Below are 20031 nucleotides of genomic sequence, written 5' to 3'. Positions count from 1 at the left end.
AACTGGCCTAGGCTAAGCTAGGCCAAAGCTAGACAGGCCATAGTTAGACAGGCCATAGTTAGACAGGCCAAAGTTAGACAGGCCTAGAAATCGGGATCGCAGCTAAAGCTGATTCGCTTGCCACTGATGGGATGGTTAAAGGCCAGATACTGGGCGTGCAGATGCAGGCGGTTGGCCTTAACCCCATAGAGGTCATCGCCTATGATGGGCATGCCCAGGCCATCTTGATGGGCACAATGCACCCTGAGCTGATGGGTACGTCCCGTCTTAGGAAACAGTGACAGCAAGGTCGTCCCCTCACCTCTGGATTTTACCTGCCAATAGGTATGGGCGTGTTTACCGTGCTCAAAACACACCAGCTGACGCGGCCTGTCGTCGAGATCCACCCGCAGCGGCAGCTTGATCTCGCCCCCGTCCCCCTGCACCTCACCCGCTACCCTGGCAAGATAACGCTTCTCCACTGTGCGGCCGATAAACTGCTGCACCAGAGCGGTATTAGCCTCGCTACTCAGGGCGATCACCATCAGGCCTGAAGTGGACATATCCAGGCGATGGACTATCAGCGGCCCGGTTGCCTTGGGAAAGGCCTGCCGCATACGGCTATAGACGCTGTCAGCTACATGCTTGCCCGGCACAGAAAGAAACTCCGCCGGCTTATTCACCACGGCGATCGCCTCATCCTGATAGATAATGGAGAGTTCTTTGCCCTCGGCGGGGTTGTTCAGCAGCGGGTTGTCATCCAGCGCTATGCCACTCAACATATGGGCCAAAATCGGCTCACACTTGCCATGACAGGCGCCATAGAACTGCTTATGCTGCTTCACCTCCGACTTGGGCGATGCCCCCCACCAGAACTCCGCCATGGCGATGGGCTTGAGGCCGTTGGCGAAGGCAAACTGCAGCAGCTTAGGCGCGGCGCACTCTCCAGCGCCTGCAGGAGGTAATCCTTTTGGCGACAGGCTAAATAGGGTGTTGAGATCTTTGAGCTCCCCCGCCTGATTCAAGAAGCGATACTGGGCAAACAGCTTGCGCTGCAGCGCGTTGGACTGATTAGCCCGCTGCAGCTTAAGCGCCTCAATCTCATCTAGCAGTGCGCTGAGGCGATGCTCACGCTCGGCGATCTGGCTATCCCAGTGCTCATTTAACTGCCTTAGTCTGTGCTTCTCGGCCACGCTCTCGCGGCCAAGTTGTTGCTGCAACGCCTCGAAAGCCTGGGCATCTAGCTGCTCACCGGCCACACGTCTGGCCTTACGTGCCTTACGGTTCTCGATGATCTCTGCCCGCAGATCGGCCACCGCCGCGGCTTTACCAGCGTTTAATGTGTTTAGCTCATCACTAAGCGATGCAAGTTCTGGCGCCTGCTGCAACGATTCAAGCTCAGTAGTTAACTGATTGATGGCCTGCTGCTCGCCGTGAAAGAAGCTGTCCTGGGTCAGCATGTCGAACACCGGCGGTACGAAGCCCGGCAGTAGATTCTGCTCGGCTAACTTACCGGAAAACGCCTTGAGATAGCCAAGCTCACCATCAGCTTTTTGCACCACCAGCACGCCAAACATCTTACCTATGGCGCCTTCACGCTGCCCCGTCAGGCCAAAGTTATGTTGCCAACTCTGTTGCTGCTCGAGGTGTGCTTGCAGCTCGCTGGCCGCCAGCTCACACAATATGTGGGGCTCATAATAAAAGGGAAAGGTAAACCGCTCAGGCAGCGCTATGCCCTCGATTGAGGCGCTAAAGGGGGTAAAACATTGCTGGGCACAGTACATGGCGTCTGACATCTTGAGTAATTAGGCGATAAGTGGGCCCATTTGGCATTAGGGCCCTTACTGAAAGCGGGGATTTTACGCGCTCACGCCGCTGAAGTCATGGGACTGACGTAATAATTTGCGCCTTGAGGACACGATACTAGCCTATCCGTAACATTAGGCTATCCGTAACATTAGGCTATTCGTGACACTAAGCTATTCGTGACACTAGGCCGTCCGTGACACTAGCCGCGGCTGTATCAGGAGGCTGTTGATATAACGCAGCGCAACATAGACCACCACAACTGTGGCCACCACCAACTCCAGCGCCGCGAGATCTCGCACCTGCTGCACATACTCGGCTTCTATCCCCTCTACTACCATCCAGTTGGCCATCTTAAACAGCGCCGTGCTGCCTATCACCATGGGGAAGGTAAACGCCGCATAGCCGGGGCTAAAGGGTAGCCTGAGGAGCTTATAAAAAGCCAGGTAGATAATGGCCGTCATCAACACCGCGATACCAAATAACAGGGCGATGATCACCGGCGATGGCGCCGCTGTCACCGTTAGGTAACCTGCCAACGATAGGCTGGCCGGCGCCGCCAGAATCGCCAACGTAGGCTTGGCCGCATCGGGCACCTCATGGGTGAACATGAGGCGATAGATCATCATGGGCAGCATCACGGCATAGGCCAGCATGCCGAAGACCAGAGTGCTTTGCGCTATGGCTGCGAGGGCTGGGTTACCGGAGAAGGATACATCCGCAACCACTATGCCCACAGGAGGCACAAACCAGCTGGGCACCATGTGGTGCAGCTCAAAATCCTTCGCCCTGTGATAGATAAAGCTCACCAGGAAAACGATATGCAGCGCCACAGCCGCCAACCACAGGGCGTCGCCCGCAACCGGAAAGAGTTGCCCCAATGAGTTAGACACCACCATGGTCGCCATCGCGAAAGTAGGCACCACGCTGCCGACGACCGGGTGGGCAAGATCTTGCCTTAAAAGATGGTTATGAAAGAAAAATTTAACGCTCAAGACGACTAACAAGACGCTAGCGATCACGGCGCCAGCCCACTGGCCATAGCCATTAAGCTCAGTAAAGTTTTCCCAACACCAACCCAGGCTTGCAATGCCCAGTGCCAAGCCCGCCATAGGTGTAGGAACGCCCATTACTGCCTTTTTCGTTTTATGAATCATCACAATCTCAATCAAGTTGCTTGCTGTGAAGCAATAATACGCTTGCCTTTTGTTTTGTTATATCTAATTATTTATAACTAATGTTCAGAATAACTAAACAACCTCCTTCTATGGCCAGCCACATCTCGCTCAAGCAACTCAAAGTCTTTAGCACACTCACCCAACACAAGACCTTAACCGCCGCGGCCGACAGCCTGTTTCTCTCCAAGGCTGCGGTAAGTATGGCGCTGTCGGAGCTGGAAAAGCAGCTCGGCCACCACCTGTTTGACCGGGTGAACAACCGTCTCATCCTCAATCAGGAGGGACACAAGTTGCAGCCTCTGGCCGATGAGCTCCTACACAGAGCCGGCGATATCGAGCAGCTGTTTAACGATGAACAGTCACTCTCGGGTCTGCTGCGCATCGGTGCCAGCGACACCCTGGGCAATCAGGTGGCCCCCTATCTGCTGAGTGACTTTCGCCGACATACCCAGCACGAATTGCAGAGCCTGTTTATCTCTAACTCAACGCAGATCTGCGACATGCTGATTGCCTACGAGCTGGATATTGCGCTGATCGAAGGTAAGATCCAGCACCCTGAGCTCGACGCGACCCCCTTCAGCTCAGATGAGATGTGCGTGATCTGCCCGCCAGATCATCCCCTGCCGGCAAATGCCGACATCCCCTTGCCTCAACTCGAGGCCAGTCACTGGATCCTGCGCGAAGCCGGCTCGGGCTCCCGGGAATTTTTCCTGCGGGTCATCGCCCCAAGACTGGAGCAATGGCATGAAGCCTTTCAGCTCAACAACACAGAGGCCCTGATCAACTCGGTCTCGGCAGGGCTTGGCCTCGCCTGCCTGTCACGTCTGTCCGCCGAACCGGCGATCCGCGACGGACGTGTAAAGCTGCTTAGCCTGCCGCTAAACATGAAGCGCCGCTTCTGGTTGCTGGTTCACAAGGAGAAGTACTTAAGCCCGCTGCTGAAAACCTTTATCGCCTTCTGTCATGACTGGGAACGGGAACATCTGCTATAGGGTAGTATTTAACGCCAATACTAAGGGGTTATTGGGGAGATTGTTTTGATCTAAGTCGGCTTGTTGTCAGGCTATGATCAGCCGACTGGGGATTATGATGGTGGCGTCTACCAGGGTTATTTTGTTGTAGCTTCTAACGACATGGTTCTGTGGAAGGCTCTTGAAGGTCGCACCTTCATGGCCACCCAACGCCTGCCCGGCGGGTATTTTTTTCCATTTGTTGCATCTACTATAAATCTTCTTTGAAAAGTATTTGAAGGTCTCACCTTAATAGCCACCTAACGCCTGTCCGGCGGGTGCTGAACATGGATGTACCAATGTCGTGATCACAGGGATGTGAAGGAACGACGAGCGTGCAAACACTATTTTGGCACGCTGTGGATATATCCCTATACGCTCCACGGCGACGTCCTGTCGCCGAGGGCCAAGATCGTGCTTACACAATAGCTCCAACGCCTCTTCGATTTAACGAAATTTATTGTGACTAGAGATTAAGTCTTGAGGTATGAGCAAAGATCCAACCCTACTCACGATTTAGGAAACAAAGCCCGTCGCTGTACCAAACATTAAGTACAGTCAGAGCAGGAGTAATGAACATGTCTATCAAGGTCGTTGGTATTGACCTTAAATCCCCCTTCAAAGAACAATCCAGGTAGACGCAAACATTTAAAATTCCCCGAAGCAAGCAACGCCAAGTAAATCAAACACAACCTGAGAATGAAATCAGGGGGGGGCTCGCCCTCTCCTCCTACCAGCACCAAAATGTAATTAATTACACTCACCACGTTTGACATAATGAACACCAATGGGCAGACTGGTGGTCAACAAATGTGCTTTACCACATTTTGCTATCCTTAAGAAAGGCGATAGCTAAGGCCTGTAGCGGGCTCACCAGGCTACACAGACGTCACGCATCGGGTGACATACAAATCGACCAAACGGGTGATCTATGCCAATAACACAGACTACAAGTGCTAAGAAATCCAAACCAATTATCTTGATGACCATGGGTCAGCAAGACAGGAACCAGCATCCCTACCAGGTGATGACCCACAAATATATGCAACCGATTGTGGAGATCGCCGGGGCCATCCCGCTGCTGATGCCCACCTGTTTCGGCGTCGAAGATGTGGACCGCTACCTGGATATGGTCGATGGCGTCTACCTCTCGGGCGCGGGCTCCAATATCGACCCCAGCCTCTATGGTCAGGAAAACCTCACCCCGGAAAAAAGCCAGGATGTGAATCGCGACACAGTCGATCTGGCCATCATAGCTGGCGCCCTCAAGCGTAAGTTACCTATCTTAGGGATCTGCCGTGGCATGCAGGAGCTCAATATCGCACTTGGTGGTACCCTGTATCAGAAGGTCTATAGCGAGGCTGGTTTCGATGATCACCGTGAAGATCCACAGACCCCAAACCATGTGCAATATGGCCCCAGACATGCCATCAAGACTGTACCCGGCAGTTGGCTGGCCAAGCTGATTGGCGATAAAACCATGGTCAACTCCCTCCACGGCCAGGGGATCTGTACCCTAGGTAAGGGGCTAGAGGCCTTAGCCTATGGCGAAGATGGCCTGATCGAGGCGATCCACGGCCCGGACTATGGTCAGTTTATCCTCGGCGTGCAGTGGCACCCAGAGTGGCAGGCCAATGACAACCCGGATTCGGTCAAGCTGTTCCAGGCCTTCGGCAGCGCCTGTCGCGGCGAGGTCAGCTGGCAATCGGCCAACGACGCTAAATTAACCGCCTAATCGAACACGCCTTGTCAGTCATTTTGTGATCTAGACCGACTTTATTCCTCTCCCCCAACCGATATTTGGGCAAAAGCACAAATATCGGTTGCACATAAGTTAAATATTAGGAAGCTGGCACGAAGCCAGATTGTCCGATTCTCCGGATAATAGTGCCAGCCTGAAAACCCTTTGCTCCCGCGCTAGGAGCGAGTTAACGGGTCATCGCTAGATCAAACCAACAAATATAGCCAACAAATATAACCCAATACAGGGACACCCTATGAGCCTAGTACTGATCTTGATCGCCGTGATAGCCTTCATCGTTATCGCGACATCCAAATTTAAGCTTCACCCCTTCCTAACCCTCATTCTCGCCTCTTTCATCGCCGCCTTTGCCTACGGGCTACCCAGCGCCGATGTGGCAAAAACCATCACCTCCGGATTCGGCGGTATCTTAGGCTATATCGGCCTGGTTATCGTGCTGGGTACCATCATAGGTACCATATTGGAGAAGAGCGGCGCGGCCATCACCATGGCCGACGTGGTGATTAAGCTGCTGGGAAAACGCTTCCCGACCCTGACCATGTCGATCATAGGTTACCTGGTCTCCATCCCGGTATTTTGTGACTCGGGTTTCGTGATCCTCAACTCGCTCAAGCAGTCGATGGCCAACCGCATGAAGGTCTCCAGCGTCTCCATGAGCGTCGCCCTGGCTACCGGCCTGTATGCTACCCACACCTTCGTGCCGCCAACACCAGGCCCGATTGCCGCCGCCGGTAACCTGGGGCTGGAGTCTAATCTGGGTCTGGTCATAGGCGTGGGTATCTTCGTCGCCGCCGTCGCCGCGCTGGCGGGCATGTTATGGGCCAACCGCTTCGCTCATGTCGAACCCGACGGTGAAGGCGCCGAGGAGCTGAAAAACAATGTGGAAGATTTCGAACAGCTCAAGGCCGCCTACGGCGAGCTGCCTAGTCCGGCCAAGGCGTTTGCCCCTATCTTCGTGCCTATTTTGCTTATCTGCCTGGGCTCAATTGCCAAGTTCCCCTCACAACCACTGGGTGATGGCGCCCTGTTCGATACCCTGGCCTTCCTGGGTCAACCGGTAAACGCCCTGATGATAGGTCTATTCCTATCGCTGAGCCTGCTCAAGAGTCAGGATAAGATCAAAGAGTTTAGCGATCGCATCAGCCACGGCTTAGTGGTGGCCGCGCCTATCCTGTTGATCACAGGTGCTGGCGGTGCCTTCGGCGCCGTGCTCAAGGCCACCGAGATAGGTAACTTCCTCGGCAGCTCACTCTCAGCCCTAGGCATAGGCATCTTCATGCCGTTTATCGTCGCCGCGGCGCTGAAATCGGCCCAAGGCTCATCGACCGTAGCCCTGGTGGCCACCTCGGCACTGGTAGCTCCTATGCTGGGCGATATCGGCCTTGCCAGCGACATGGGCCGGGTGCTGACCGTGATGGCCATCGGTGCCGGCGCCATGACAGTCTCCCACGCCAACGACAGCTTCTTCTGGGTGGTGACTCAGTTTAGCCGCATGAGTGTGAAGCAGGCCTATAAGGCGCAAACCATGGCGACCCTTATCCAGGGTGTCACCGCCATGATCCTTGTCTACCTGCTGAGTCTAGTCCTACTCTAAGCTAAACAAGCCGGCGCCATTGGCCTAAGCCTGGGCGCCGGACAACCCAGCTGATTTTTTTCAGATTTTGTAATCTATTCACCCCTCTTCACACAGGAAGCCTGCATGAAAATAGTCATCGCGCCCGATTCATATAAAGAAAGTTTGAGCGCCATGGAAGTCGCCACCGAGATAGCCCGGGGGTTTTGTGAGGTGCTTCCCGACGCCGAATGTATCAAGCTGCCGGTCGCCGACGGCGGCGAAGGCACGGTGCAATCTATGGTGGATGCCACCGGCGGCAAATTAGTCGAGCTTAAGGTCACCGGCCCCCTGGGTAGTCAGGTGGATGCCCACTATGGCCTGTTGGGTCAGGAGACGCACGGGCAGCGCACCGCGGTGATTGAGATGGCCTCGGCCTCTGGGCTGCACCATGTGCCGAGTCTCTTACGTGACCCTTTGGTCACCACCAGCTATGGCACGGGCGAGCTTATCTGTCATGCCCTCAACAGCGGCGTCACCCATCTGATCCTCGGCCTTGGTGGCAGTGCCACCAACGACGGCGGCGCCGGCATGCTACAAGCCCTGGGCGCGCACCTGCTGGACAATGACGGTAAGCCCCTAAGGCCCGGCGGCGCCGCGCTTGAGCACCTGGCCAGTGTCGATATCGGCGAGCTGCATCCACGGCTTGCCCAGGTAGAAATTGAGGTCGCCTGCGATGTAGATAATCCACTGTGTGGCGACAAGGGGGCCTCGGCCATCTTCGGACCGCAAAAAGGCGCAGATGAGATCATGGTCGCCAGATTAGACAAGGCCCTTAGTCACTTCGCCAATATCACCCATGCGGCAGGCCTCAATGAGTGCCGCGACATGCCGGGCGCCGGCGCCGCGGGCGGTATGGGCTTTGCGATGCTCGCCTATCTGGGCGCCAAGTTAAGACCCGGCATAGATATCGTCATGGAGACGGTTAGGCTGAGCGAACATCTCAAGGGGGCGGATCTTGTCATCACGGGCGAAGGCCGCCTCGACAGCCAGACCCTGCATGGCAAGACCCCCATGGGCGTCACCCGCGAGGCCAATAAACAGGGGATCCCGGTTATTGCCATCGCCGGCTGCGTCAGCGAGGATGCCAATGTGCTGCTGGACCATGGTATAAACGCCCTGTTTTCCGTGACCCCCAGGGCGTTGCCGCTGGAGGAGGTGCTGGCCGGCGCCCGTCATAATCTCTATAGCTGCGCGGTCAATATCGCCCGTCTCTATCGTCTGGGGCGTTAGCTGCCGCTTTGAGTTGACTCTAAATGCCCTGACGCCGCCTTGGCTCAGGGCTTTTTACTATCAGTACGTATAATAAGCTCAAGAACGGTCTCTAATAAGCCAGTCGCCCGCCAGCCATTTCACTTTTCCCCTTGATGCGGTATAAAGCTTACAGTAAAGTTAGCTCCCTTTTTCGATCGCCTGTTTTTTTCTATTTCAAAACAGACACAAGTTAAGCGACGCGCCTCGATGACATCAAAACAGACACGACAAGCGACCGCCTCTGAAGAGGCCTTGATGCGTATTTTCACTCTGCCCGAGGCACCGAATTCGACCCTGGGTAAGATAGAAAAAAACCTGTCGGAAAACCTGATGGGATTCCTCAAAGAGAGTATCGTCGCTGTCGAGAAGCCGCTGACCGAAATAGAAAAAGATTTCAAGGCCTACCAGATCCCTACAGCCCCCAGCTTCGTCTCCGACTATGCCGAGCAGATGATGCAGACCCTGATCGCCCACAGCGTGCACACCTCGGCTCCCAGCTTCATAGGTCATATGACCTCGGCCCTGCCCTATTTCGTGCTGCCGCTGTCGAAGATGATGGTGGGGCTCAACCAAAACCTGGTGAAGATAGAGACCTCCAAGGCCTTCACGCCGCTGGAGCGCCAGGTGCTGGGGATGATGCACCACATGGTCTATGGCCAGACAGAAGAGTTCTACCAGAGCTGGATGCACAGCGCCAGTCACTCACTGGGCGCCTTCTGCTCCGGCGGCACGGTCGCCAACATCACGGCGCTGTGGATCGCCCGTAACCGCCTGCTAAAGCCGGATGGCGACTTCAAGGGCGTGGCCCAATCTGGCCTGATGCGAGCACTGCGCCACTACGGCTATGACGATCTGGCCATTCTGGTATCAACTCGAGGTCACTACTCCCTCGGCAAAGCCGCGGATCTGCTAGGCATAGGCCGCGACAACATCATCAGCGTGCCCTGTGCCAGCGACAACAAGGTAGATGTGGCCAAGATGCGCGAGGCGGCCGAGCAGTTAGCCAAGCAGAACATCAAAGTAATGGCGATTGTCGGCGTGGCCGGCACCACGGAGACAGGTAACATAGACCCGCTCGATGAGCTTGCGGATCTCGCCGAGCAGCTGGGTTGTCATTTCCATGTGGACGCCGCCTGGGGGGGTGCCAGCCTGCTGTCGAACAAGTATCGCCACCTGTTAGCCGGTATAGAGCACGCCGACTCTGTCACTATCGATGCCCACAAACAGATGTACGTGCCCATGGGCGCCGGTATGGTGCTATTTAAAGACCCCGAATTTGCCAACGCCATCAAACACCACGCCGAATATATTCTGCGTAAGGGCTCGAAAGATCTGGGTAGCCAGACGCTGGAGGGCTCACGCCCCGGCATGGCCATGCTGGTGCATGCCTGCTTACAGATCATCGGCCGCGACGGCTACGAGATCTTAATCAACAACAGCCTGGAGAAGGCGCGTTACTTCGGTGAGCTGATTGCCGCCCAGGACGATTTTCAGCTGGTCTCCAGGCCTGAGCTCTGCCTACTGACCTACCGCTATGTGCCCGCCAAGGTGCAGGCGCTGCTCAATGAGGCGGTCGCAGCCGGTGACGCGGCCAGGGTGAGCGAGATCAACACACTGCTGGACGGCCTGACCAAGTTTATTCAGAAGCGCCAACGTGAGCAGGGCAAATCCTTCGTCTCCCGTACCCGCATCATTCCGGCCAATAACCTGGATCAGACCTCTGTGGTGTTCCGCGTGGTACTGGCCAACCCATTAACCAGCAATGAGATCTTGCAGCAGGTATTGGATGAGCAGCGCGACATAGCCAAGCTAGACGACCGCTTCCTACCTAAGCTGCTGGCCCTCTAGTTTTTCAACAGCTCAATCTAGAAAGTGCAATTGAGCACGCTCACTCGATAAATCGGCCCCTGTCTACCTTAGATGGCAGGGCGCAGGCTCTGCGGCCAAAGAGGCGATAACGCCGATTGGCTACCTGCCGATAACTCCAGTCTCGCAGGCCCCTGGGCAGTACTTTCAATACCCTTAACAGGGGCCAGAGGCCATCGAGTTGACTTGCCACCGCCAGCGCCGCCTCGCTCTGGGCTAACACGCCCTGCTCATCGAGCAGATAGAAGCTGCTGAGATCCTCAAGGTCCACGTTTATCCCACGATTTGCCAACAGCCGCTGGGCCGTCTCGCTCTGAATCGAGGCGAATTTGAAATGCTCGCGCCTGTCACGCCTGACGATAAAGCGCACCGCGCCGTGGCACAGGTTACAGCTGCCATCGAAGATCACTAAAGGATAGAAATCCCCCTGCAGGGCTCTATCCTCAATGTCAGTGAGTTGATTGTTAATTCGCTGACTCCTCATTTTTGCCGTTTTCTCGACTTTCGACTCACAACGTTCTCGGCTCTCGACTCGCTTCCCAAGCTATCAGCTATCAGCTATCAGTTCTCAGGGCTTGGAAAGCATTTGCGCTCGCCTCTCACCTGAGTGTACCACCCAAGGAACAGTGTCAGCCCAAGTCAGTTATAAACAGAGGCCAATTTTGTACAAAAACAGTCAACTCATTTAGGCTATGATGGCTAAGAGCCGATACAAACCAGTGACGAACCAGAACTATTGAGTACTAACCACTGAGCATAGGCCTCTCGACGCGAGTATAAAGTGATAGCCCAAACACCCATGAAGTCACCAGCAACTGAGTCAACAACCAAGCATGCCGCTGCTCCCCAAAGTCTCGGCCGTAAATCGGCAAAGGCCCAAACGAAAGCCCGAGAAAAGCAGCAGACAAAAGAGCAGGCCAACTTCAGCCTGGCAAAGGAGCTGGGCGGCATAGAGCTACTGGATGCCAGTTACCATCAGCAAAATTTCTCACGCCATTGCCATGAGGGCTATACGGTGGGCGTTATCGAAACCGGCGCCCAGCGTTTCTACCGCACCGGCGGCGATCACACGGCGCCGCAGCACAGTATCATATTGGTGAACGCAGATGAGGTGCATAACGGCCGCTCGGCCACAGACTTTGGCTGGTCCTATCGCGCCATGTATCCCCTACCGCAGCAGTTTGCCAGGGTCCATGATGAGCTAGGCGGTAAGGCTGGCGACGCGCCCTATTTTCCCGAGCCAGTGGTGCACGACAAGCCACTGGCTGAGCTGTTACGCCTCACCTTCGACACATTAAGTCGCTCTGATCATGCACTGCTGCGTGAGAGCCTCATCTACACCAGCCTGGCACGCCTGATGTCCCGCCATGGCGCCAGTCGCCCGGTCGAGAAGTCGCTGCGACCCACGGCGCAGCTGGCACTGGTAAAGCAATTTCTGGATGATATGCCGGCCGCCGATGTCTCCCTCGATGCCCTGGCCAAGCTGGCGGGGCTCAGCCCCTTCTATCTGATCAAGCAGTTCCAGCGCCAGTATGGTCTGCCACCCCACGCCTACCAGATCCAGGGGCGTATTCGATTGGCCAAACAGATGATCCGCCAGGGATGCAAGCTGCTGGAGGTGGCGCTGGCCTGTGGTTTTCACGATCAGAGTCACCTCAATCGTCACTTTAAACGCGCCATGGGCGTCACCCCGGGCCAGTATGCCAGAGAGGTCGAAGCCAGTAGGCCAAGAGGCTAGTAGCCCAATCGGTAAGGCAAAACAGGAAAAAACAGCGCAACAATGTACAAGCCAGGTGCGCCCTTTTCTAGTAAGGTCGAATAATTCCTCAATTAAAACCAGCTAAGATGACACGCGAACCTCAACCAGACCCGAATAAGCCTTTGCCTGACTCGGCCGTCGAAAACCCAGATGCCAAAAACGCAGATGCTTACAGCGCAAACGCCAAAAGAACTATGTGCGACAACGAAAGGCTAGACAACGAAAGGCTTGAAAATGGCTCACCGATACGTGCGGCGCTCAAGGGGGCGTTGGCCATCTCACCCCTGACACTGGCAGTCGTTCCCTGGGGCATACTCGCAGGTTCTTTTGCCATAGACGCCGGGCTCACGCCATTGCAAAGTCAGGCCATGTCGGCTCTGGTCTTCGCCGGTGCGGCCCAGCTGGTGGCGCTTGGGATGATTAAGGCGGGGATTGGCCTTGCCAGCATATTAATCACCACCTTGCTGATCACCTCGCGCCACCTGCTCTATGGCATGGCGATGCGCCCACAGATAAGCCCACTGCCACTTAAGTGGCGACTCACTCTGGGCTTTCTGCTCACCGACGAGCTGTTTGCCATCGCCAATCTGGGTAAGCAACGCAGTCTGGATCCCTGGTTCGCCTTCGGCGGCGGCTTTAGCTTCTATCTGGGGTGGAACCTGGCCACGGCAATGGGGATAACCCTGGGCCATAAGATAGAGAATTTGGACGCCTTGGGGCTGGATTTCGCCATCGCCGCTACCTTCATCGCCATTGTGGTGCCAGCGGTGAAACGCCCCTCAATCCTGGTGTGTGTGCTGGTCGCCATGGTGGCCAGTGTAGTGTGCGCGCTGATGGAGCTGCAGGCGGGGCTGCTTATCGCCTCTTTGACCGGCATGGCCTGCGGCCAGCTCTATGCCAAACTCAGCGGTGAATCCTGGAGGCAGGCATGATGATCTGGCTTACTATGCTCGCCATGACGGCGGTGATCTTCCTCAGTCGTTACCTGTTTCTCGAGCCAAAACTGCCACTGCGCCTGAGTAAAAATACCCTGCAGTTTTTGGGATATTCGGCACCTGCGGTGCTAACCGCCATCGCCGCTCCCATACTCTTCGTGCGCGACCAGCAGCTGGCGATCACATTCGATAACAGCTACCTCATCTGCGGCTTGGTAGCCGTGTTACTGGCCTACTTTACCCGCAACACACTGCTGACCGTGCTGGTGAGCATGGCGCTGTTTTTCATCATACATTAGGGCCTATTGAGCTTTGCTGTTTGTTTTTGCAGCAGTTTGAAGGAAATTATTACAAGGCAGAGCCTGTGTCGTGTAGTTATTCTACACAAACTGGCGATAACGCCGTAAAAATGGCCTACAAACGCTGCCCAAAGGGTTCATCTAAATGCGCCCTGCACTTTATGAAAGGCCTCCTGCCTTTCACCGCAGGCGGTCAGCTACGCTGTTAGAAATCGTTCCAGACGATTTCTTTGTTGTTCGCAATTCACATAGGGTAACTATGCTTCATTGCTGTCGCCTCGCGCAAAACGCGTTTAGATTGAACAAAAATCAAACTTGAAAGATCAACAGGCCCTAAGGAGAAATTAAGATGGCGGTAACCTGTCACGTGAAATACATCATCGACCCGGATAAGCAGGATATGTTTGAGCACTATGCCAGACTCTGGCTGCCTTTGGTGGCCAAGTTTGGCGGGCAACATCACGGCTACTTCCTACCTAGCGAGGGGGCCAACGATGTCGCCCTGGCGCTATTCAGCTTTCCTTCGCTGGCCAGCTACGAGCAATACCGCGAGGCCTCTGTGCATGACAAAGAATGTATCGCCGCCTTCGAGTACGCCAAGCAGCACAAGTTTATCCGCCGCTATGAGCGCAGCTTCATGCGACCGCTGCTGCCGGAATAATTTAAGGTACCACTAACAAGACCGCTAACACTCGCCATGTTGCGCCTGCATCATGGCGATATAGTCTGGCATCTCCTGGCCCGGCGTATGGGGGAAATGGCTGCCAAGGGGCAAGACGCCCACTATGCGATCGACCCGAAAGTTACGAAAATCACCGCGCAGCTCGCACCAGGCAAGTAGTGTCCAGACCCCTTGCCAGTAATAGAGCGCGAGGGGGCGAACCTGGCGCTCGCTACTGCTTTGCTTCACGTCTTGATAGCTCAATAGAATATATTCCCTCTCCCTTGCCATCCTGCGCAGCAGGTCGAGAAAGGAAAACAGCTGCCCGTCGCTGTAGAAGTCGGGGGCAAACATCAGGGATTGATAGGCCTTAAGCCGCTCGGGCAACACGGCCTCGACCTTGATCATCGCCTGCTTGGCGGCGCTGGCCAACTCGTGGCCCCCCTGGGCCTGCACCATACGCATCCCCACCTGTATCGCCTCCAGCTCCTGCTCGTTAAACATCAGTGGCGGTACATTCACCTCCTGGCGCAGCAGATAGCCGACGCCGGCCTCGCCTTCGATGGGGATCCCCGACAGGCAGAGATCCTGAATATCCCGGTAGATGGTACGGCTAGAGACCTCGAGTCGCTCCGCCAGCTGTTTGGCCGTGGTGAGGCGTCTGTGTCTGAGAATTTGTACGATTTGAAATAGGCGATCGGCGCGGCGCATGACTTACCTGAATTGGCCGCCCCTTGGACGGCCCGTGGTGACTATGACTGGACCTAGCTAATATCCCGAATTAACTAGACGTTGGCTAGACCTCTACCTATCTAAACTTCGACGTGGACGCCGATATAAATATCGACGCTGTCAGGCTGGGCGTAGCACTCGAAATCGGTCAGATACTGGCGACGATAGGGGCAATCGGGGCGCTGAAAATAGGCCCAGATCTGCTGCCAGAGTGAAATAACCGCCTGGGGCATCTCTCCTGTGGCGCTGAAACAGAGGTAGTTACCGCCCTCTAAGGTGAGCGGCGTTAACTTGTCGTCACGCTCTATGGTACCCGCCTCGACCGCCGTCATCAGGCTATAGTCGCCATCCATGTCGCTGGCATAGTCGTAATAGACCCCATATACAGGCAACTTACCGAAGATCTGCTCACCATACTGCCCCATGAAGGCCTGCCAGAGGGGGGCGATTTGTTGCGTCGCCGCTTCAGACTCGGCTCCATTGTTGGTACGAACACTCATGCCGACCAGTGACTTGGGGGCGAGGTTTATCGTCTTCATCTCAATTCCTTCTGTTATATCCTTTGCATAGCTTGCTTTAATAGCTTGAATTACATAGCTTGCAAGCGCCGCGGCGCTTGCATTTACCCTATCGTGTCAGAACTTTAAATGCGCTGGGACATGAGTCCACTAGCCTTTTAAACTCGGTGCCCAGAGGCCGACGCGATTGCCTTCGCTATCGACGATGACACAACTATAGCCGCACTCCCCTTCCTTGATAGCCATGGCAGGCAAAGCGATTTCAACATCATTTTGCTCCAACCTTTCAACCAGGGGTGCCAGGTGATCGCTAAGGTGTAGATAGAGGATGCTGCCGGCTCCACTTGGTCGCATCATATCATGTTTTACCAGGGCGATGCTGGCCGCCTGGGGCGCCTCAGTCTCTAGTATGGCCATCTCCATGCCAAACATCTGCTCATCGCGAAAACGCACCCCGAACTGAGTCTGGTAGAAGGCCTTAGCCCGCGCCATATCCTCGACGGCGATCTCGCCCCAGACTAGAGGTGCCTGCTGTAAAGGTGTCTGGTGTAACACTTGCTGTTCTTGCATCTTGCTCTCCTTAATGGGCCGAATGCGACGCTCAACCCTGAGCGTCTCCCTCACTCGACCAGTAAGAAGAGCTTAACGCCCCCCTACTGACAGCCTAGTGTCAGTAGGCTGGCAATCGGTTAACAAACCATGACTCGACTCCAGGCATTAGGCGCCAGGCGTTAGGCGTTAGGCGTTAGGCGTTAGGCGTTAGGCATTAGGCGTTAGGCATTAGGCGTTAGGCAAGCCCGCCTGATGCCGGGAGACAAATTCCGCCATGGCGGCCTCGGCGCGGCGCTGCACATCCGCAAGCCCCTCCTGCTCGCCGAAGGGCTCGACCACCTCGTAGTAACACTTCACCTTAGGCTCTGTACCCGAGGGGCGTACGATCACCCTGGCATTGCCCTCGAGGCGATAGATAAGCACGTCACTGCGAGGCAGGTCTATTGTCTCTTCGCGGCCATCGGCAAAACGGCGCACGCCCAAGCTGATGTCATCCACAGACACCAGGGCCCTACCGGCAATCTCGCGGGGATCTAATGCCCTTAGCTGCTCGCCTATGGTGGGCGCACCTGGCTCACCGCTGAGGGCGATACTCACCTGACGGTTGAGATAATAGCCATATTGACGATAGATGGTCTCTAGCCTGTCCCACAGGGTCTCCCCCTTGGCGGCCAGCTCAGCAGTAAGCTGCACGAAGGCAACCAAGGCTGATAGACCATCCTTGTCCCACACCATGCTGCCAACCGTGTAGCCGAGCGCCTCTTCGTAGGCGAACAGGAAGCGGTTCTCCTCAGTCTGTTTGCTCATGCCGACGTTGGTCAGCCACTTAAAGCCTGTGAGTGTGGTCTCGCAGCGGGCGCCGCAAGCCTCACTGATGCGAGTCAGCAAACTGGAGGAGACTATGGTGCAGCAAAGCAGTCGCTGATCATCACTGGCGTGGGAGAGCAGATAATGGCCCAGCAAGACCCCCACCTGATCTCCGGTCAGCATCTGATAGGCATCGGTGGAAGGCATCTCTGGCCTAGCGCCGGGTTTACGCACCGCTACCGCGAAACGGTCGGCGTCTGGATCGTTGGCGCAGGCCAGCATGGCACCATGCTTGTGAGCCTCGTCCATCACCAGATCCATGGCGCCAGCCTCTTCGGGGTTGGGGAAGTTCACCGTAGGAAAGTCACCGTCTGGCTCACGCTGGGCCGCGACCGAATAGACCTGTGTGACCCCGATATCCTTTAGCAGGGTCTCGGCCATTTCGGCGCCGACCCCGTGCATGGCGGTGTAGGCCAGGCTCACCAACTCGGGACGGGCGGGGCTTTGCAGCACGCCAGCGTTTAACACGCCCTGACGATAGGCCTGATAGTAATCCTCCTCGAGCATCACCAGCTTACCTGTCTCCAATGCCGTTTCCAGCGGCAACATATCCACCGGCGAGTTGGCCGCCAGCTCGATACGGGCCGCGATGCCGGTATCATGGGGCGGAATGATCTGCGCGCCATTGCCCCAGTAAACCTTATAGCCATTGTACTGCGGCGGGTTGTGACTGGCGGTCACCACTATGCCGGCCGCCGCCCCCAGATGCAGAACGCCGAAGGCCACCAGAGGAGTCGGCGCCACCTTGCTGGTGAGGAACACCTTGAAACCAGCGGCGGTAAGCACGCTGGCGGCGTCCTCGGCAAACTGCTTGGAGTCGTGACGGCCATCGTAGCCGATGACAACGCCGCGACTCACTGCATTTTCTACCTGAGCCTTGAGGTATTCGGCGACCCCCTTGGAGGTCTGCTGCACCACCAGACGGTTCATCCGCATGGGACCTGCGCCCACCACGCCACGAATGCCCGCGGTACCGAAGGTGAGACGGCCGGCGAATCTCGCCGCCAGCTCCTCCTGCGCCCCCTGATCGACCAGGGCCTGGATCTCGGCGCGACTCTTGGCGTCACTATCGAGACTCAACCAATGTTTTATCCTTGCCTGTATCTGTGTTTGCATAATGCCTCCGCTGCACCAGTTTCCCTTAACAGTATGTCTGCCTGAAGGGGTTAACAAGTGAATTTGCATTAAAGATTCATTATATAAACTATAGAAGAAACACCCGGATGCCCCAATTGAGGTGACCTGTTTCAAGCGTTGATTTAGCTATCAAAGTGGCGGCCTCCCCCTAGATGGTCGCCAGCGCCAGAATGAGCGCGTCGATAGCGGAGGTAAAACGCCTTAGCGAAAGTCTAAGGAATATAGCTCAGCTGATTCTTACCCTGGTCTTTAGCCTGATACAGGGCCATATCGGCGCGCCTTAGAGTATCCTGGTAAGAGGTATCGCCCGCCTTGATCCCCGTCATCCCCAGGCTGATGGTGGCCAGTAGCTCATCTTCGGCTAGGGCAGATAAGGCGTGATTGAAGCTCTGATGCAGCGCCTCGACCATGGCCATCGCCTGGGTCGGCTGCAGGCCCGGCAAGACCACCACAAACTCATCGCCACCGAAGCGGTAGGCATAGTCAGTCTTACGGAACTCGCGGCGGCAGATCTCGGCCACGGCTAGGATGTTCTCATCCCCCTTGTGGTGGCCCTTAGTGTCGTTGATCTGTTTCAGGTTATCGATATCCAGCATTAATATAGTGGTTGGCATCCCCTGTTCGCTGAAGTTGTCGAAATGCAGGGCAAAGTCACGCTCGAGACGGCGACGATTATAAAGGCCTGTCAGCTGGTCTGTATCGCTCAGCTCCCTGAGCCTTAACTCCAGCTCGTGGCGCTTAGAGATATTACTGGCGACCCAGAGCACCACCTCTTCGCCGTCGACGCGAAAATCCAGCGCCTGAATTCGCCCTTCAAACCAGATGGGCGCCACCGGCCCCTCGTCGGGCAGCCCCTTCACATCCTTGTTGCTCAGCTCATACTCTTCGATCAACAGGCGGCGGGTTGAGAGTGCCCTGTCTATGGTCTGCAGAAACCAGGCGGCCTTGGCGGGCTTGATCACCTCATGGAGGTAGGCACCTATGAGGCCATGACCATCGTGATAGTAGCGCGCATCGCTGCCGCCGAAGACGGCCACATATTTGCCGCTACTGGACAAAATAAACGCCGGATCCGGCAGTGCCTCAAGCACGGCGACCATCTGCTCATTTGCGATCATAACCACCCCATCAATGCAGCCTGACTCACTCTCATTAAACCCTATTTGACGCCAAATAGACAAGAATAGCCAGACAAATCAATATACTTAATCGAACCACAATTCAGGTTCGCTGAGCAGGTTCTTACTGGTCTGCGACAAGAATGGGTTATCCAGGCGAAACACACGTCGCTCGGTCAGCCTAGCCCGCCCCAGCATACCTTCTGTGATGGCATGATGATAAAAAAGTTCATCGAAGCTGCCATCGTTCAAGGCCGCACGCAGGCCATATTCGATCCGCTCCGCCAGCGCCAGATTATCAGGGCTGACAAAGAAATAGAGGGGCGCGGGATAGACGATGACAAACTGAGTATCCACCATCAGGTTTGGTCTGTCGGCAATCTCGTCCCAGGGCTCATGGAGTGCCCGCAGGAAATAGTCGAAGCGGCCCTTCTCAAGCATGGTCAACAGGCTGTGGGCCGCGCCCCTGACCAAGGTAAAACCCTGGCGCTGCAGGATATCGCTGTCTGGCCAGTCGCTACCCTGGCCAACAGGGATCCTCTGGAGCTCTTCTATCTGGGTAATGTTGGCGAAACGGGCCTCATCTTCGGTACGTATGATGGCGATACGATGGCCCATCAGCCCCTTGAGCAGGGGAAAGTAAACCGCGCGCAGCTGACGCTCCCGGTTGATGCTGGTCATGGTCCACACCACTTCCAGCTTGCCCTGTTCCACCAGCTTGATGGTGCGCCCCTGGGGCATATCCATCTCCACCGGCACCAGGCGATAGTCGCCATATTGATCTTGGCTCTTCTCCATGGCCAGGCGTAGCAGATCGATATAGTAACTCTGTTTGGGATCGACGAAATGGGTCGACAGGTTGTAGCGCACCTCAGTCACCTCGGCCCGCGCCGCATTTGCCGCTATGAGACAGGCGATTATAAAACAGGTCGTTATGAGAAAAGCAGTAAACAAGCAGGACTTTCTCAGACAAACGAATGTCTTGC

The 20031-nt window shown here is 55.7% G+C and carries 18 protein-coding genes; 9 read left to right on the top strand and 9 right to left on the bottom strand.

Annotated elements, in window-relative coordinates:
• Positions 1 to 83 precede the first annotated feature (83 nt).
• Positions 84 to 1763 carry an RluA family pseudouridine synthase gene (locus AYI87_RS06005; RefSeq protein WP_144200781.1) on the bottom strand — a complete coding sequence of 560 codons (1680 nt, stop codon included), beginning with the start codon at positions 1761 to 1763 and terminating at the stop codon, positions 84 to 86.
• 207 nt (positions 1764 to 1970) lie between these two features.
• Positions 1971 to 2942, bottom strand: a complete 972-nt coding sequence (locus tag AYI87_RS06000; RefSeq protein WP_144200457.1) for a TDT family transporter — start codon at positions 2940 to 2942, stop codon at positions 1971 to 1973.
• A gap of 110 nt (positions 2943 to 3052) precedes the next feature.
• Between AYI87_RS06000 and AYI87_RS05995 the strand changes: the two genes are divergently transcribed.
• From AYI87_RS05995 to panP, 5 genes are all read left to right on the top strand, one after another.
• Positions 3053 to 3955, top strand: a complete 903-nt coding sequence (locus AYI87_RS05995; protein ID WP_144200455.1) for a LysR substrate-binding domain-containing protein — start codon at positions 3053 to 3055, stop codon at positions 3953 to 3955.
• A gap of 949 nt (positions 3956 to 4904) precedes the next feature.
• The gene (locus AYI87_RS05990) at positions 4905 to 5708 is read left to right on the top strand and encodes a gamma-glutamyl-gamma-aminobutyrate hydrolase family protein (protein WP_144200453.1); all 804 of its coding nucleotides are present in this window, start codon (positions 4905 to 4907) and stop codon (positions 5706 to 5708) included.
• Between the two features lie 262 nt (positions 5709 to 5970).
• Positions 5971 to 7329 (top strand): GntP family permease, encoded by a 1359-nt coding sequence (locus tag AYI87_RS05985; protein WP_144200451.1) that lies wholly within the window; start codon positions 5971 to 5973, stop codon positions 7327 to 7329.
• 105 nt (positions 7330 to 7434) lie between these two features.
• Entirely contained in the window at positions 7435 to 8580 is a 1146-nt protein-coding gene (locus AYI87_RS05980; RefSeq protein WP_144200449.1) for a glycerate kinase, read from the top strand.
• Positions 8581 to 8808: 228 nt separating this feature from the next.
• Positions 8809 to 10449: a pyridoxal-dependent aspartate 1-decarboxylase PanP gene (gene panP / locus AYI87_RS05975; RefSeq protein WP_144200447.1), complete on the top strand. Its 1641-nt coding sequence runs from the start codon at positions 8809 to 8811 to the stop codon at positions 10447 to 10449.
• 40 nt (positions 10450 to 10489) lie between these two features.
• Here the strand turns inward: panP and AYI87_RS05970 are convergent, their stop codons facing one another.
• Positions 10490 to 10951 (bottom strand): thiol-disulfide oxidoreductase DCC family protein, encoded by a 462-nt coding sequence (locus AYI87_RS05970; protein ID WP_144200445.1) that lies wholly within the window; start codon positions 10949 to 10951, stop codon positions 10490 to 10492.
• A gap of 315 nt (positions 10952 to 11266) precedes the next feature.
• Here AYI87_RS05970 and AYI87_RS05965 point away from each other — a divergent pair, with 315 nt between their 5' ends.
• From AYI87_RS05965 to AYI87_RS05950, 4 genes are all read left to right on the top strand, one after another.
• Positions 11267 to 12205, top strand: a complete 939-nt coding sequence (locus AYI87_RS05965; protein WP_144200779.1) for a helix-turn-helix transcriptional regulator — start codon at positions 11267 to 11269, stop codon at positions 12203 to 12205.
• A 215-nt stretch (positions 12206 to 12420) separates the two neighbouring features.
• Positions 12421 to 13158 carry an AzlC family ABC transporter permease gene (locus AYI87_RS05960; protein ID WP_144200777.1) on the top strand — a complete coding sequence of 246 codons (738 nt, stop codon included), beginning with the start codon at positions 12421 to 12423 and terminating at the stop codon, positions 13156 to 13158.
• The gene (locus tag AYI87_RS05955) at positions 13158 to 13460 is read left to right on the top strand and encodes an AzlD domain-containing protein (protein WP_041407304.1); all 303 of its coding nucleotides are present in this window, start codon (positions 13158 to 13160) and stop codon (positions 13458 to 13460) included. Before AYI87_RS05960 ends, AYI87_RS05955 begins: the two co-directional genes overlap by 1 nt.
• Before the next feature lie 349 nt (positions 13461 to 13809).
• Positions 13810 to 14121 carry an NIPSNAP family protein gene (locus AYI87_RS05950; RefSeq protein WP_144200443.1) on the top strand — a complete coding sequence of 104 codons (312 nt, stop codon included), beginning with the start codon at positions 13810 to 13812 and terminating at the stop codon, positions 14119 to 14121.
• A 24-nt stretch (positions 14122 to 14145) separates the two neighbouring features.
• Here AYI87_RS05950 and AYI87_RS05945 read toward each other — a convergent pair whose 3' ends face one another.
• The 6 genes from AYI87_RS05945 to AYI87_RS05920 form a co-directional block, all read right to left on the bottom strand.
• A complete protein-coding gene (locus tag AYI87_RS05945; RefSeq protein ID WP_144200441.1) occupies positions 14146 to 14832 on the bottom strand; it encodes a helix-turn-helix transcriptional regulator in 687 nt (228 codons plus the stop codon).
• A gap of 101 nt (positions 14833 to 14933) precedes the next feature.
• The gene (locus AYI87_RS05940; RefSeq protein WP_144200439.1) at positions 14934 to 15392 is read right to left on the bottom strand and encodes a GyrI-like domain-containing protein; all 459 of its coding nucleotides are present in this window, start codon (positions 15390 to 15392) and stop codon (positions 14934 to 14936) included.
• Between the two features lie 129 nt (positions 15393 to 15521).
• Complete coding sequence (locus AYI87_RS05935) at positions 15522 to 15941, bottom strand: VOC family protein (RefSeq protein ID WP_144200437.1); 420 nt, start codon at positions 15939 to 15941, stop codon at positions 15522 to 15524.
• A gap of 210 nt (positions 15942 to 16151) precedes the next feature.
• Positions 16152 to 17906 (bottom strand): phospho-sugar mutase, encoded by a 1755-nt coding sequence (locus AYI87_RS05930; protein ID WP_144200435.1) that lies wholly within the window; start codon positions 17904 to 17906, stop codon positions 16152 to 16154.
• A 233-nt stretch (positions 17907 to 18139) separates the two neighbouring features.
• Positions 18140 to 19045 (bottom strand): GGDEF domain-containing protein, encoded by a 906-nt coding sequence (locus AYI87_RS05925; RefSeq protein WP_144200433.1) that lies wholly within the window; start codon positions 19043 to 19045, stop codon positions 18140 to 18142.
• Positions 19046 to 19132: 87 nt separating this feature from the next.
• On the bottom strand, positions 19133 to 19915 hold the full coding sequence (locus tag AYI87_RS05920) for a substrate-binding periplasmic protein (protein WP_260865090.1): 783 nt from the start codon (positions 19913 to 19915) through the stop codon (positions 19133 to 19135).
• Between the last annotated feature and the right edge of the window lie 116 nt (positions 19916 to 20031).

This window comes from Shewanella sp. KCT (genome assembly GCF_007636505.1).
In the GTDB taxonomy this organism is placed as follows: Bacteria; Pseudomonadota; Gammaproteobacteria; order Enterobacterales; family Shewanellaceae; genus Shewanella; species Shewanella halotolerans.
The sequence above is the reverse complement of the archived record's forward strand: the minus strand, read 5'-3'. Positions and strand labels throughout refer to the sequence as shown.

What these genes read in the sequence shown, in the direction of transcription:
- AYI87_RS05955 (WP_041407304.1), top strand. Translation starts at nt 13,158, where the DNA reads ATGATCTGGCTTACTATGCTCGCCATGACGGCGGTGATCTTCCTCAGT.
- AYI87_RS05970 (WP_144200445.1), bottom strand. Translation starts at nt 10,951, where the DNA reads ATGAGGAGTCAGCGAATTAACAATCAACTCACTGACATTGAGGATAGA.
- AYI87_RS05925 (WP_144200433.1), bottom strand. Translation starts at nt 19,045, where the DNA reads ATGATCGCAAATGAGCAGATGGTCGCCGTGCTTGAGGCACTGCCGGAT.
- AYI87_RS05995 (WP_144200455.1), top strand. Translation starts at nt 3,053, where the DNA reads ATGGCCAGCCACATCTCGCTCAAGCAACTCAAAGTCTTTAGCACACTC.
- AYI87_RS05990 (WP_144200453.1), top strand. Translation starts at nt 4,905, where the DNA reads ATGCCAATAACACAGACTACAAGTGCTAAGAAATCCAAACCAATTATC.
- AYI87_RS05965 (WP_144200779.1), top strand. Translation starts at nt 11,267, where the DNA reads ATGAAGTCACCAGCAACTGAGTCAACAACCAAGCATGCCGCTGCTCCC.
- AYI87_RS06000 (WP_144200457.1), bottom strand. Translation starts at nt 2,942, where the DNA reads ATGATTCATAAAACGAAAAAGGCAGTAATGGGCGTTCCTACACCTATG.
- AYI87_RS05935 (WP_144200437.1), bottom strand. Translation starts at nt 15,941, where the DNA reads ATGCAAGAACAGCAAGTGTTACACCAGACACCTTTACAGCAGGCACCT.
- AYI87_RS05950 (WP_144200443.1), top strand. Translation starts at nt 13,810, where the DNA reads ATGGCGGTAACCTGTCACGTGAAATACATCATCGACCCGGATAAGCAG.
- AYI87_RS06005 (WP_144200781.1), bottom strand. Translation starts at nt 1,763, where the DNA reads ATGTACTGTGCCCAGCAATGTTTTACCCCCTTTAGCGCCTCAATCGAG.
- AYI87_RS05940 (WP_144200439.1), bottom strand. Translation starts at nt 15,392, where the DNA reads ATGAAGACGATAAACCTCGCCCCCAAGTCACTGGTCGGCATGAGTGTT.
- AYI87_RS05945 (WP_144200441.1), bottom strand. Translation starts at nt 14,832, where the DNA reads ATGCGCCGCGCCGATCGCCTATTTCAAATCGTACAAATTCTCAGACAC.
- AYI87_RS05985 (WP_144200451.1), top strand. Translation starts at nt 5,971, where the DNA reads ATGAGCCTAGTACTGATCTTGATCGCCGTGATAGCCTTCATCGTTATC.
- panP (WP_144200447.1), top strand. Translation starts at nt 8,809, where the DNA reads ATGACATCAAAACAGACACGACAAGCGACCGCCTCTGAAGAGGCCTTG.
- AYI87_RS05980 (WP_144200449.1), top strand. Translation starts at nt 7,435, where the DNA reads ATGAAAATAGTCATCGCGCCCGATTCATATAAAGAAAGTTTGAGCGCC.
- AYI87_RS05930 (WP_144200435.1), bottom strand. Translation starts at nt 17,906, where the DNA reads ATGCAAACACAGATACAGGCAAGGATAAAACATTGGTTGAGTCTCGAT.
- AYI87_RS05960 (WP_144200777.1), top strand. Translation starts at nt 12,421, where the DNA reads ATGTGCGACAACGAAAGGCTAGACAACGAAAGGCTTGAAAATGGCTCA.